Source organism: Candidatus Campylobacter infans (assembly GCF_013416015.1).
Taxonomy (GTDB): Bacteria; Campylobacterota; Campylobacteria; order Campylobacterales; family Campylobacteraceae; genus Campylobacter; species Campylobacter infans.
This window is the reverse complement of the sequence record NZ_CP049075.1, coordinates 1,348,719-1,362,777: the sequence shown is the minus strand read 5'-3', so window position 1 is coordinate 1,362,777 and position 14,059 is coordinate 1,348,719. Positions and strand designations below refer to the sequence as shown.

At 37.4% G+C, this 14,059-nt stretch carries 14 protein-coding genes; 1 reads left to right on the top strand and 13 read right to left on the bottom strand.

Annotated elements, in window-relative coordinates:
- Positions 1-18: 18 nt before the first annotated feature.
- Complete coding sequence (locus tag CINF_RS06860) at positions 19-1,878, bottom strand: flagellar assembly protein A (protein WP_179975002.1); 1,860 nt, start codon at positions 1,876-1,878, stop codon at positions 19-21.
- Positions 1,879-1,988: 110 nt separating this feature from the next.
- Here CINF_RS06860 and CINF_RS06855 point away from each other — a divergent pair, with 110 nt between their 5' ends.
- Positions 1,989-3,035: a dehypoxanthine futalosine cyclase gene (locus CINF_RS06855; protein WP_179975001.1), complete on the top strand. Its 1,047-nt coding sequence runs from the start codon at positions 1,989-1,991 to the stop codon at positions 3,033-3,035.
- A gap of 107 nt (positions 3,036-3,142) precedes the next feature.
- Here CINF_RS06855 and CINF_RS06850 read toward each other — a convergent pair whose 3' ends face one another.
- The 12 genes from CINF_RS06850 to CINF_RS06790 all read right to left on the bottom strand — a co-directional run bounded on the left by CINF_RS06850 (position 3,143) and on the right by CINF_RS06790 (position 14,059).
- Positions 3,143-4,078, bottom strand: a complete 936-nt coding sequence (locus CINF_RS06850; protein WP_179975000.1) for a formate dehydrogenase subunit gamma — start codon at positions 4,076-4,078, stop codon at positions 3,143-3,145.
- Between the two features lie 3 nt (positions 4,079-4,081).
- Positions 4,082-4,657 (bottom strand): formate dehydrogenase FDH3 subunit beta, encoded by a 576-nt coding sequence (fdh3B, locus tag CINF_RS06845; RefSeq protein WP_178696245.1) that lies wholly within the window; start codon positions 4,655-4,657, stop codon positions 4,082-4,084.
- Positions 4,657-7,620 (bottom strand): formate dehydrogenase subunit alpha, encoded by a 2,964-nt coding sequence (locus tag CINF_RS06840; protein ID WP_240156107.1) that lies wholly within the window; start codon positions 7,618-7,620, stop codon positions 4,657-4,659. The genes fdh3B and CINF_RS06840 overlap by 1 nt, the downstream gene beginning before the upstream one ends.
- Before the next feature lie 50 nt (positions 7,621-7,670).
- Positions 7,671-7,871 (bottom strand): Tat pathway signal protein, encoded by a 201-nt coding sequence (locus CINF_RS06830; protein ID WP_179974998.1) that lies wholly within the window; start codon positions 7,869-7,871, stop codon positions 7,671-7,673.
- Positions 7,872-8,268: 397 nt separating this feature from the next.
- A complete protein-coding gene (locus CINF_RS06825; protein ID WP_179974997.1) occupies positions 8,269-9,009 on the bottom strand; it encodes a molecular chaperone TorD family protein in 741 nt (246 codons plus the stop codon).
- Complete coding sequence (locus tag CINF_RS06820; protein WP_179974996.1) at positions 8,996-9,589, bottom strand: hypothetical protein; 594 nt, start codon at positions 9,587-9,589, stop codon at positions 8,996-8,998. Before CINF_RS06820 ends, CINF_RS06825 begins: the two co-directional genes overlap by 14 nt.
- A gap of 194 nt (positions 9,590-9,783) precedes the next feature.
- On the bottom strand, positions 9,784-10,008 hold the full coding sequence (locus CINF_RS06815) for a DUF4006 family protein (RefSeq protein WP_179974995.1): 225 nt from the start codon (positions 10,006-10,008) through the stop codon (positions 9,784-9,786).
- 1 nt (position 10,009) lies between these two features.
- Positions 10,010-10,879, bottom strand: coding sequence for a c-type cytochrome (locus CINF_RS06810; RefSeq protein WP_179974994.1), 870 nt, complete (start codon positions 10,877-10,879; stop codon positions 10,010-10,012).
- Complete coding sequence (locus tag CINF_RS06805) at positions 10,876-11,103, bottom strand: cytochrome c oxidase, cbb3-type, CcoQ subunit (RefSeq protein WP_178696259.1); 228 nt, start codon at positions 11,101-11,103, stop codon at positions 10,876-10,878. The genes CINF_RS06810 and CINF_RS06805 overlap by 4 nt, the downstream gene beginning before the upstream one ends.
- 9 nt (positions 11,104-11,112) lie before the next feature.
- Positions 11,113-11,778: a cytochrome-c oxidase, cbb3-type subunit II gene (gene ccoO, locus CINF_RS06800; RefSeq protein ID WP_179974993.1), complete on the bottom strand. Its 666-nt coding sequence runs from the start codon at positions 11,776-11,778 to the stop codon at positions 11,113-11,115.
- A gap of 11 nt (positions 11,779-11,789) precedes the next feature.
- On the bottom strand, positions 11,790-13,253 hold the full coding sequence (gene ccoN, locus CINF_RS06795; RefSeq protein ID WP_178696263.1) for a cytochrome-c oxidase, cbb3-type subunit I: 1,464 nt from the start codon (positions 13,251-13,253) through the stop codon (positions 11,790-11,792).
- Between the two features lie 437 nt (positions 13,254-13,690).
- Positions 13,691-14,059 carry a heat shock protein transcriptional repressor HspR gene (locus CINF_RS06790; RefSeq protein WP_178696265.1) on the bottom strand — a complete coding sequence of 123 codons (369 nt, stop codon included), beginning with the start codon at positions 14,057-14,059 and terminating at the stop codon, positions 13,691-13,693.

Sequence of the window (14,059 nt, the reverse complement as noted above, 5' to 3'; positions counted from 1 at the left end):
TTTGCCTTAATTTAAAATTTACATAAACTCTGGTGGGAGTTCGTTGGATTTTTTAAGCTCATATAAGCTCTCGCCAGCGATTTCTAAATGCTTTAAGGTTATCATTCTTGCTAGTTCATTTTCGCGCGTGCTGTATGTGATGGTTCGCCTTGGCTCGATTAGTTCAAATTTTATATCATTTAATTCGGCCCAGCGCCCTTTATTGATTATCTTGCTATCAAAAATCATATCTTGTAATTCTTCAAGCTTGGCTATAACCTCGCAGTAGCGTTCATTTTTGTTTTTGTATTGTTTTGCTTTTTCGTTATATTCATAAACTAAGCTTTGGTAATCTTTTAATTTATTTATTAGCCCCATTGGCACTTGCTCGTTGTTATTTTCAAGCTCTTGGATGCGTTTTTTTACAAAATTTACCGAGCTTGTGTTTTGGGTTATTAGCGCGTGTTTGCTTTCTAAAATTTGCTTCATTTTGCTTAATTCTTTGCCTAGGCTTGCTTTTTCTTTGCTGTATTGTTCTAGGCTGGCTGCGTATTCGGGGATTTGCATTAAATCTATTACAAAGCGATTATCAGAGCCTAAAATTTGATCTATTACGATTAGCTTTGAGGCTATTAGGTTGCAGTTTGCGACTAATTCTTTGATGTAGATTTCTTCTGCTATTATGGTAGCGCCTAATGCGCTTTCAATGCGTGCTACTTTGGCAATTATTGTGCCGCTTTCTACTCTTTTTGCGATGGCTGTTTGGCTGCACTCTAAATATCCTAAATGAACATTTATTGTGGCGTTGTTGGCTTTGATTGTGCTTTTGCCGTGTGTTTGCCCGCCGATATTTACTTGCTTTGCTGTAATTGATGCGCCCTGGGCTACTGAGCCTTGCACATTTAAAATGCTAGTTTCTATGCTCATTCCAGCGCCAATAGCATCTTTCATCACATCGCTTTCTGCTACATTTATTGTTACATCAGAATCAAGCCCAGCATCTATGCTACCTGTGGTTTTTAGGCTTATTTCATTTACATCAAGCTTTTCTTTAATATCATAGACGCCATTTTCTTCGCTTACATAGCCTTGTTGTTTGGAGATATATTTTATGCTATTTTCATCTTCGATTTTTTCGATTTTATCGGTGGTTTTTATTTCTGTTTGGTTTTGGGTTTTTGGCTCGCCCACAGCGATTAATTCGCCTTTTAGATTGCGTCCTGGATGACCGGTTTGAGATTTTATATATTCTATTACCACCTCTCCCTCGCTTACAACAGCTAGCACGCTTGCGTTTGGATCATCACCTTCGTTACAAATTTTTTCCTTATAATGATAGATTAGGGCATCATCTACTGGATATTTTGGCAAAACTCCGCTTGCTACTTCAAAAACTATATCCTCTCCAAGCTCGCCATTTACCCTAAGCGCGCTTGTTATGCGTTTGATTTCTTTTTTTAGGCTTGCGTTTCTTATGCCTATTAAAAAGCCATATTTTAAAATTTGGCGGTTTATGGCATTTTCTAATTCTGCGCTAAAATCACTGGTGTATTTGATTTTGTTTGTAGCGTCTATTTTGGCTAGTAGTTTGGTAAGGGTTTTATTTACAGAGATTGAAATTTTAGGTAATTTGGTTTTTGGCGTTACGGTTTTATCATAATAGCGTACGCGGTAGCTTTGCTCTATTAAAAGCTTTGGGTCGCTAAAAAACTCATCATCATCAAAAATACTTACATCATCTACGCTTATGGCATTTTCATCGCCTAAAATATATTTAGTGTGAATTGCTAAAATATCGACATCCACATCATTTATAGGCACTTGCGATGCTTGGGATGCAAGTTTTAGATCTTCATAAACATTTTCTGTATCAATGGTAGCTGATGATACCTTACCCATATTTTGCGCTCTTTTTAAGTGATAGAATTGCTGATTGTATAAAAAATTGCTTTAAAATGCGCTAAATATTTGTAAATTTGGTGTAAAATCACGGCTTTTAAGGATTAAAAATGCAAAGAATGAGCGTAAATGAAGCCATTGATTTAATACAAAATGCCGATTTATGCGAGCTTGGGCGTATGGCTTATGAGCGTAAATTAGCCTTGCACCCGCAAAAAATCACCACTTTTATAGTTGATAGAAATATAAATTACACAAATATTTGCTGGGTGGATTGTAAATTTTGTGCTTTTTGTAGGCGCGTAAAAGACGATGATGCTTATATTTTAAGCTATGATGAGATTGATGCTAAGATTGATGAATTGCTAGCTATTGGCGGGACGCAAATTTTATTTCAAGGTGGCGTTCATCCAAGCCTTAAATTAAGCTGGTATGAGGATTTAATAGATCATATTGCCAAAAAATATCCACAAATCACAATTCACGGATTTTCAGCCGAAGAAATAGATTATATCGCGCACATTTCAAAATTAAGCTATAAAGATGTGCTTAAAAAATTACAAGCCAAGGGGCTTTATAGCATACCAGGTGCTGGGGCTGAAATTTTAAGTGATAGAGTGCGTCAAATAATCGCGCCAAAAAAAATTAAATCCCAAGCTTGGCTTGATGTCCATAATGCAGCGCACGAAATAGGTATGAAAACAACGGCTACTATGATGTTTGGGACGCTTGAAAATGAGCGCGAGATAGTAGAGCATTTTGAAAAAATTAGAAAACTCCAAGATGAGTTTGGTGGCTTTCGTGCTTTTATTTTATGGAGTTTTCAAAGCAAAAACACAAAACTAATCAAAGAACACCCAGAAATTAAAAAACAAAGCTCTAATCGTTATTTGCGCCTTTTAGCAGTGGCTAGATTGTTTTTAGATAATGTAAAAAATATCCAAAGCAGCTGGGTAACGCAAGGTAGCTTAATAGGGCAGTTGGCTTTAAAATTTGGCGCAAATGATTTAGGCTCTACTATGCTTGAAGAAAATGTCGTAAAAGCAGCTGGCGCAAGTAATTCAATGAGCCAAAATGAAATGATTGCGCTTATTAAAGATTTGGGCGAAATTCCTGCTAAGCGTAATACAAATTATGAAATTTTAGAGAAATTTTAATTGAAATTTATATAAATTATTAAATGTTTTAGAGAAATTTTAATTGAAATTTAGCGCGCTAATTAAACCAGCGCGCCAAAAAGATTAAAATTTAAGCAAATTTTAATCTACTCTAATGGTTTATAAATATCTTCATATTTGGACTTTTTGACTATGCCCTTGCGTTTTAGCTCTTGGTACCAGTAGTGATGAAGGGTGTAGATTTCTTCTTCTTCTTGGTAGCCAGTTATCATTGAGTGTATTGCCCCAGCTACGGCAACTACTGCCATATATAAATGAACTAGCAAAAACACGGCACAAACTATGCCAAGAGTATTGTGAATTATCGCGCTAGCTCGCAAAAGCTCAATCTGGCTTAAACCAAAAAAGCTAGCAACATCGCCATTGGCAAAATCCATAAAATACATAAACGCGCCCGTTATTATCATAATAATCCCACCAGGCACTGCTATGAAAAACCAAGCTTTTTGTCCGGCATTAAACTTGCCAGCTGGTATGGCTTGATGCTTTTTATTTAAATATCCGCCTACCATCATCATCCATTTTATATCATAAAGGGCTGGTAGCATTGCCTTAAACCAGTAAATTGCCATAGGCAAAACGCTAATGGCAAAAAGTATGGTAGCAAAGCCATGGGCATTTTTACAAAAGCGCACAAAAGCACCGCCACCAAAACTTTCGCCCCACATCATAATGGCACCAGTTGGCACTAAAATCACCCAGCTAATAGCAGCTAGGGCGTGGATTATGCGAATAAATAAATTAAAGGCGTAAATTTTTTGCCCATCGTGGCGATAATGGCGTGGCCCAACTATTAAATAATGCAAAACAAAAGCAAAAACCACCACAGCAACCAAAATCACTAAGGCATAAGCAAAATAATGTCCGCCTTGAAGCTCTACCCAAAGTGGTGCTAGGCCGTCTTGGTATTTATTTATATTTTCTATGCGGGCATCGCCCCAAATAGCGCTATTTTGCTGGTTTGAGCCACTAGCACCAAAGGCATAAAGCGCGCACAATAAAAGAGCCAAAATTCCTTTCATTATTTATAATCCTAATTCATTTGTGCGCCCCGAGTTTGCCTTGCTAAGGACGCGTTTGCGATATACATTTGAAACCTCGGTGGCATCGCCTACTAATAAAGCATTAGTTGAGCAAATCGCCGCGCACATAGGGATTTTGCCCTCAGCGATGCGGTTTTGTCCGTATAGTTCGCGCTCTTCGTGAGAGTTTGTAGGCTCAGGGCCGCCAGCACACATCGTGCATTTATCCATCGCGCCTTTAATGCCAAAAGCACCATCTCTTGGGAATTGTGGCGCACCAAAAGGACAAGCATACAAACAATACCCACAGCCTATGCAAGTTTTTTTATCGTGTAAAACTATGCCATCTTCGCGGATATAAAAGCATTTTACAGGGCAAACTTGCGCACAAGGCGCATCGGTGCAATGCTGGCAAGCTATGGTAGAAGATACTTCTTTGCCTTCTATGCCATCATTTAGGGTTATGACCTTACGGCGATTTATGCCTACTGGCACCTCATGTGCTGAGCTACAAGCTACTTGGCAAGCAAAGCAACTAATGCAGCGGTTGTTATCTACATAAAATTTCATTCTTGCCATTATTTTGCCTCCTCGTCAAAAAATTGCGTTTTAAACATACTTTGATCTTTACAACGCTCTAATTGACAAAGTCCGGCATTAAATTCTGAAATTTGCGTAACTATGTCAAAGCCGTAATTTGTTATTGTATTTGAGCTTTCGCCTATGATGTAAGGTTTTGTGCCCTCAGGATAGCGCGCGCTTAAATCCACCCCTTGCATCACACCAGCAAAATTATAAGGCAAGCAAATTCTATCAGGCGTAACCGAATGCGAATAAATGCATTTGACTTTAATTTTCGTGCCTTGTGGGCTATGAATCCACATATATTCTCCATCAAGTATGCCGTATTTGCCAGCAAGGGCAGGATTTACATGCGCAAACATTTCAGGTGTGATATTTGCTAGGTATTTGCTAGTGCGCTCAAGCATACCAGCACCGCTAAGATTTACAAGGCGCATTGAGCTAATTATCACAGGGAAATCCTTGCTCCAATCTTTTGCTGTTTGTTCGCTTATAAATTTTGTAGATACACGGAAATTTCGCTCTTGGTCGCCAAAGGTTGGGTATTTTTCTACTAAATCTTTTCGCGGGCTGTGAATTGGCTCTCTATGTTTTGGTATAGGATCTACAAACTCCCAAACCATAGCGCGCGCTCTTGCATTACCACAAGGGCTAATGCCGTATTTTTCGCAGTATTTTAAGATTGTGCCACTATAATCCATACTCCACGAGCTACCCATTTTTTCTTTTTCTTCTTTGCTTAGGGTTATGCCAAGGACTTTTTCTATATTATTTTTGGTGATTTGTGGGTAGCCACCTTTTATTTTTGAGCCAGCTATTGTTACGCTCTCATCGGCAAGCTGGCTTATGCCATTATGCTCTAAGCCAAAACGATTTCTAAATCCCATACCGCCTTGCCATACAGGTGTGCTTATATCATACATTATAGGCGTGCCTGGGTGGTTTTTGTTCCAGCAAGGCCACGGTAAGCCGTAGTATTCACCAGCTACTGGGGTGCCTTCTCGTCCTTTTAAGGTATTTGGATCAAAATTTTCCCAATTTTGCTGATGTCTTTTTAATCTATCTGCTGTGCGCCCCATATTGCCTATGCTTTGAGTGCATCTTGCGATTTCATTTGTAGCATCATCTGGCCAAATAAAACTATCTTTTACTACCTTTGGCTCTCCATCTACAATATCCATCATCAAGCCCTTGACATATTCATCATAAAAGCCAAATTTTTTAGCAAAAAGCATCATTATTTCGTGGTCTTGTTTGCTTTCAAATATAGGCTTAATAACTTGTGAGCGCCATTGTGCTGAGCGGTTAGTAGCGCTTACATAACCGCTACTTTCAAACTGAGTACAAGCTGGCAAGATATAAACTCCATCTTTTCTCTCGCTCAAAATCGCCACTTCATTAACAAAAGGCTCTACAACCACTAGCATATCAAGCTTATCTATGGCTTGTTTGATTTTGGTTAAATGCGCCATAGAGGTTATGCCTGTGCCTTGAACCCATAGCACGCGTAAATTACCGCTAGAAAAGGTATTTTCTTCTTTTAGCACGCCTTGCCACCATTTAGAAAGCGAATAACCCTTTTCATTACGCCAAGTGCGCTCTTCTGGGTGATTTTGGTTGTAATAAAAATATTGTTTAAAATTTGTCCCTTTTACAGCTTGGCCTAATTTATCTCGTGGCTCTTTTACGCTAGTTGCAAAACGCTTGATAAACTCATCATAGTCTTGCCCCCAGCCCTTACAATAATGCCTCCACGCATCATCGCCCAAGCCATAATAACCCGGCAAAGAATCTGCTAAATTATTCATATCTGTTGCGCCTTGGACATTATCGTGGCCACGGATTATATTACAGCCACCGCCTTTTATGCCCATATTACCAAGGACTAGCTGAATGATAGAATAAATCCTTGTATTAGAGCTACCAACAGAATGCTGAGTAACGCCAAGAGCCCAAGCCAAGGTAGCAGGCTTAGTAGTAGCAAAAATACGCGTGATTTGTATTAACTGCTCTGCTGGTATGCCTGTAACATTTTGCGTTTCTTCTGGCGTCCATTTTGCCGCTTCTTCACGGATTTTTTCAATGGCATAGGTGCGAGTTTTTAGCATATTTTTATCTTCCCAGCCATTTTTAAAGATCAAATGAAGCATACCATAGCCAAATGCTATATCAGTTCCTGGGCGCAAACGCACATAATAATCAGCCTTTGCTGCTGATTTTGTATAAACAGGATCTACTACTATTAACTTCGCATTATTTCTATCTTTGGCTTGTAAAAAGTGCTTCATAGCACCAACTGGATTTGCCACGGCAGAATTTGCGCCTATTAGTAAAATTACCTTTGAATTCGCAGCCACATCACCAAAGTGATTTGTCATAGCGCCATAACCCCAAGTATTCGCCACACCGGCGACTGTTGCGCTATGTCAAATGCGGGCTACATGGTCTATATTATTAGTGCCCCAAAATGCCGCAAATTTTCTAAAATAAAAGGCTTGCTCGTTGCTAAATTTAGCTGAGCCTAAAAACTCCACGCAATCAGGTCCATCTTCGGCTCTAATTTGTAAGAGTTTATCGCCTATTTCGTTTATGGCTTGCTCCCAGCTAAGACGCTCCCACTTGCCATTTACCTTTTTCATAGGAAATTTTATGCGCTGTTTTGATTTGGTTAGATCTATTTGATCTATGCCCTTACAGCAATGGCTACCTTGTGACATAGGGTGATTTATAGCCATATCTTGGCGCACCCAAACGCCATCTTTTACCTCAGCTTCTATGCCACAACCCGCACTACAAATCGAACATATTGTGCGCACTTTTTTTGACCCAGGATATGGATCTGGCGCATTTGCTGGTAATTGGCTTAGTGTTTGGTTACTAGCACCAAATAAAGTAGAGCTAGCCGCACCAAGCGTGGCTAGCTTTAAAAACGAACGCCTACCAATTTTGCTCTCGCTCATGTTTATCCTTTCATAAATTTTGATCTTTATAACTTACTAAATTATATTTATTAGTATGCGATTTTATAATATTGCTCCCATATTTTTGTTTTATGGTAAAGCACTTCTTTTTTCTTTGATTTACCGCTTACTACGCCATTGCTTGAAGTTTCTTTGCTTGAAGGGCCAACGCTAGCAGCTCCAAGGCTTACCGCACCAGCTATGGCGCCTATTTTCAGGCTTTTGCGTAAAAACTCGCGTCTATTTTGCATTTTGATCCTTTCTGTGTGGTTTTATCGCGTAAAATTGTAATAAATTGCTTTTTAACATATACTTTATTTAGAAATTAGTTATTTTTTATAAGTTTGCATTAAGAAATCTCAAAATAATGAAATAATCAATAATTTTATATAATTCTTTAAAATTTGGGCTTTTTATTTAAGAGTTAATTACTGCTTAATTTAAAATTTTAAGTTGAGATAGTTTAGAATTTATTTATTCAAAATTTTAGTTTTTGAGCGATAAAGTTTAATTGCTTATAAATAATTATAACTCATTTAGCTTTAAAGATTTAGATTGTAAATTGGCGCTAAATATCGCTATATAATAAAATTTGTATTTAAATTTTAAATATAATTTACTTAGAAATTTTAATTTAAATAAATTATTTTATAAAAGGCTAAATTCATCCCAGTGGATTTTGCTTTTTGCGCTTGGCATTTTGGTTTTAAATGGCTTCATAGCCATTGCTGTTTTTGCCATACTTGTAGCCTTTTTAGGTGGTGCTTTTATGTTTAAAAATACTCGCTCGACATTCATAAACTCATTCATAATATTTGCGAGTGCTTTAAAAATTTTAGCATCTTTATGAGCCATTAAAAGCTCGCAAAGCTCGTCTATAAAAGGATTTAGCACGGCAATAATTAGCTCATTTGCAAGCTCTAAGCTATTGTAATTTTGCTCTTTTATAATTTGTGCGTTTTCATTTAAGCTATCTTTTAAAAACGAACTAACAAGCGCAAGGACAAAGCCTATAAAATCCTCGCTTTCTTGGCAGATTTTAAAATTTCTTCTATATTTGCTTTTTTTTAAAATTTCAATTACTTTAAGCCTTTGTGCGCCATTATCGCGCCCTTCATCATAAAATGATATATTCAAAGGAATATTTCCGTAGCTTAAATCAAAAAGCACAGCATTTTGCTCTGTTTTAAACTCAGCAAAATCAATCCCACCCAGCAAGTCAAAATCGCCTTTATTTTCATCACTTAAAGGACTTTGTGCTAAGTAGCTGGCTTGATTTTTAAAAATATTAAATCTGCTATCATCATCGCCATAAAAGAAAAAAGCAAAGGCTAAAAACTCATAATAATAAGCCCTTGCGCGCGTGAGGTTTTGGCTATTCATTTGCATTTTCTCTTTTTTTGAAATATTTTTTATAAGCAAGCAGGCCCACAACTAGTAAAATTGAGCCATAAATTAAATAGCGCAAGATATTTAAAGTGGTGCGGTTTGAGCTACCAATGGCGTTTTCTAGCGTGATGTTTTTGCTAGTTGCTATGCGCTCGCAAATATCAGCGTAGCCATTTAATAAAGCAGCGTTATAGATATCTTCTGCTTTATTTGCCACCAAAATAGGCAAAATCGAGCCTGTGTTTGGGCGCGGACTTAAAATTTCATCTTTATCTACTAAGCTCGCATCTGAAAGAAATAAATCCACCTTGCCACTTTTTTGGCCTGCCTTAGCTGGCACAAGCACCAAAAGAACATAAGGCGCACGCGGTAAATGCGGCTTTACAAGCTCATTTAAACTTAGATTATTTTTGTTTTGGCTTGTTAGTAAAACTACTTTTATGCCGGTTTTGCTTTCAAGCTCTTTGCCTAGTTTGCCTATTTTATCTAAAACATTAGGATTTAAAAGCCTTGCATCATCTATAACATTAGCATTCAAAAAATAAGATAAAAAGAAAATAAATATAAAATTTCTAAACACAAAAAACCCTTAAATAAAAAAAGCGAGCCAGCAAATGCAAGCTCGCTTAAATTTGCTAAGAGCTTATGCGCTACATAAGCTCATCTTAAAAAATCAGCCGATAAAAAGGTGATTTGGGGTTAATACGCTCCACGCGCACACAGCCGCTGAAATTATAAGCCCAAGAACGATGATATAATCAAGTACTTTCATATTTACTCCTTGGTTCTCATTATTTTAAATTTAGTATCTGTATTGTCTAGCATTTTTACATCTGTTAATTCGCTACGCTCAAAATTATAAGGTTTTTGCATCGCATCTTGTTGGGCGATTATACCTAAGTATGTAAGCACCGCTAATATACTAAGTAGCAATACAGTAGCTATTAACATACCAGGAATTCCTTGAAATGCAAATACGCTTCTATTTGTATTTTCCATCTTATTCTCCTCTTAGTGAGCTTATGTATGCGCCAACGGCTTTTTCTTGTACAGCATTTAGCACGCCTGTTGTTGAAAAATTAGGCATTGAGCCGATAAAGCCATTTTTGCCGTGATTTAACACATCCACTACAAATTCACCACTGCCGTATTTTGTAAGATCTGGTGCCATTGCATCCATTCCCTTGCCATCTTCGCCATGACAAGCTGTGCAAGTTACATAGGCTTCGCGTCCTGCTTCTACAAGAGCTGGGTTTTTGGTTTGTTTGATAGCTGAAATTTCAAGTGCTACATAAGCAGCTATGGCTTTTGCCGTAGCATCATCTATGCCTAAATCAGCGCCTTTTGACATTTCGCCAAGAGGATAATTCATACCTTTTGAGCCTTGAACTATTGTTTGATAGATGGCTTCTTCGCTACCCCAGGCTGTAAGATCTGCTGCTTTGCCATTTATGCCAGTAGCATCTACGCCGTGGCATTGAGAGCATTGGACTAAAAATACTTGCTCGCCCATTCTAATCAATTCATCGCCTTGAACATTCGCAAATTTTGATTCAAAAGATGTGTTATAGGCTTTTACTTCTTCGTTATATTCGCCGATTTGTGAATATGAGTTTAGCGGATAACCCACTAAAAAATACCATAAAGCCCAAATAATCACACCAGCAAAGCACACAGCCCAGCCTACTGGCAATGGGTTTTTGTACTCGCCGATACCATCCCAATTTTCTTCGCTTAGTTCGCCTTTTTCCGATTTTGCTTTCATAGCTCCAAATAGCCTGACTACGACTACAACTGTAATCAAAATAATAGCTATGGCGCCGATGAAAGTAAGTAAGTTGATATTATCACTTAAATTAAACCATTTCATTTACTGCTCCTATTATCGCTAGATGTAGAGTTTTGTTTAGCTTCTATGGTTTTATCATCTAAATTATCATCTAGGGCTAAACGGCTGTATTTTTCGTAGTTTCTGCGCCCTGACTTTTCAGAGCGAGTTAGATGAAACCAATAGCTATATAATATAACCACCATAGCGACAAGAAGGATAAAAAAACCATATCCTTGAAGTTCTCTCATAGTCTCTACACTCATAGCTTTGCCTTATTTCAAGCTATTTAGATATGCTATTAACGCTACTATTTGGCGGATTTCGCCACGAGCGAATGCATCTTTAACATCTTGATCTTTCATTTGATCAACTATAGCCTGCGCCTCTGCTTTTACTTGTTCTTGCGCTTCTTCCCAAGTGCCTAGCTTAGGATTACCTTCTGTATCATAAGGCACATTAAATACCTTCTTAACAGTTAAAGCCTCAGCATAAGCTGTTTCTATATTAGCATTTTTGCTAAACATATGTTTGTATGCTGGCATTATCGAGCCTGGCACCATCATAACTGGATCTTTCATATGATTTTCATGCCAATCAGCTGTGCGGTAATTACCTACGCGAGCTAAATCAGGGCCTGTGCGTTTTGAACCCCACAAAAATGGGCGGTCGTAAGCAAATTCGCCACTTATTGAATAAGCACCGTATCTGTCAGTTTCGCTTTTAAACGGACGGATTAGCTGTGAATGACATGCATTACAGCTATCGCTGATATAAACATGACGCCCAGCAAGCTCTAATACGCTATAAGGTTTAGTATCTTTTGTAGGTCTTGCTCTATCAGCAAAATCAGGTAAAATTTCAACTATACCAGCATAAGCAATAAATACAAAAACAAAAACTGCGAAGAAGAATGGATTTTTTTCTAACCAACTAAACATATCATCCTCCCTTACGCTGCCATTGGTGATGCGCTAACAGGCTCTTTTTCAAGCTCTCTTGCACTCAAAGATTTTAGTATGTTATAAACAAACATGAAAAAGCCTATTAAATATAATAAGCCACCTATAGCGCGTATCCAGTAGTATGGGATAAGCACGGTTACTGTATCTATAAAGGTGTAAGCTAAATTGCCGTATTCATCAGTGGCGCGCCACATCATACCTTGTGTGATACCTGCTATCCACATAGACGCAAAATATAACACGATACCAGTTGTTTGGATCCAAAATTGTGCTTCCATTAAAGATTTAGAATAAATTTCGCGCTTAAATACGCGTGGGGTCATATGATAAAGCGCTGCCATAGTCATAAAGCCAACCCAGCCAAGTGTGCCATCGTGCACATGCCCTGGTATCCAGTCTGTAAAGTGCGCTATGGCATTTACTGATTTGATAGAAAGAATAGGTCCTTCAAGGGTTGAGAACATATAAAATGTAGAAGCTAAAATCATAAATTTAATAAGCGGACTTTCGCGGAGTTGATCCCATTCGCCTTTCATTGTAAGCAAGATATTTATGGCTGAACCCCAGCTTGGCAAGATAAGCACCACTGAGAAAATTGAACCCATAGTTTGCATCCAATCAGGCACGGTTGAATAAATTAAATGGTGTCCGCCAGCCCATAAATACACAAACATCAAGCCCCAAAATGCAAATACAGAAAGTTTATAGCTAAAAATAGGTTGCCCGCTTTCTTTTGGTAAGAAATAATAAATTTGTGCGATAATTGCCACTGTGAAAACAAATGCCACGGCGTTATGTCCCCACCACCATTGTACTAGCGCATCGTTGCTGCCAGCATACATAGAAACAGAATGCCACCAATCACCCATGCCAGCTACAAAATAAGTAGGCACAGCCATATTATTAAACAAATAAAGCATTGCTACACCTAAAAATGTCGCTACATAATACCAAATAGATACATATAGCGTTTTTTCACGGCGTATGCCTATAAGTCCAAAGATTGAAATGCCCCAAAGCACCCAAACTACTACAACCAAAAGATCTATCGGCCATTCAAGTTCTGCGTATTCTTTTGAAGTAGAAATACCAGCAAATAGCGTAACTACCGCAAGAGCGATAACCACAATATAAAGCCAAAAATGTAAATAGCCAATGAAAGTAAGAAATTTGCTTTCATTCATTGACACCTTCAAAACTCTTTGGCCTACATAATACCATGTCGCCCAAATACCCGAAAGCATAAAGCCATATACCACGCCATTGGTATGTAATGGCCTAAGACGGCTAAAAGTGCCATATTCTCCAGCTATATAATTGAGATCTGGGTATGCCATTTGAAACGCTATAAGCGTGCCAATTCCCATACCCACGATGCCAAAAATTAGCGTAGAAAACATGAACAATTTAGCAACGCCAAAGTCGTAATTTAATGCATTGCTTGGTTGCATCAAGTCCTCCTGTGATGGAATTATCATTAAATGATGCGTAATTTTAACAAAAATTGATAAAACTATTGCTTAAATTTGTATTAAATTTGCGTTAAATTTTAAGTAAGTTTTTAAATAACACTGATATTATCTAAAATGAATAAAAACACGAAATAATCACTAAAAGTATTAATTACATTAAATATATATTAAAAATAATTTTTCTAATATTTTTAAACAAAATGAAAAATATTTTTTCTTAAATTTTAATTTTTACTTTTTTAAAATAAGACAAATTTTAAAATTTTAATCTCAATATGCTCGCAAAATTAAACCCAAAACAAAAATATTTGCCTAAAATAAACGCATAAAATTTCAAATGTTTGCTTTAAAATATCTTTAAAATAAACGCCCAGCCACAAATGCTTGCCAAGCAAACCCACATTAAAATTTTAACTTTATTTTTTAATAAAAATTAAATCAAACTTACTTTTTTTTACCAAAGAACGCTTTTTTTCTATGTTTTGGGCTGGGGTTTTGGTTTGGCTTTTTAGCTCTTCGATTAAAATTTCATATTCATTGATTTGTTCTTTTAGGCGCAAAATCACATCAACGCCGGCTAAATTTACCCCCAAATCTCGCGTCAAGCATAAAATAGTTTTAATCTTGTCCATATCTTTTTGGCTGTATAAACGCATTTTGCCGTCTGTGCGCGATGGTTGTATTAAACCCTCGCGCTCGTATTGTCTTAGGGTTTGTGGATGGATATTTAGCACTTTGGCAACAACGCTTATTAAAAACACTGGCTCATCATAGTTTTGCTGCAT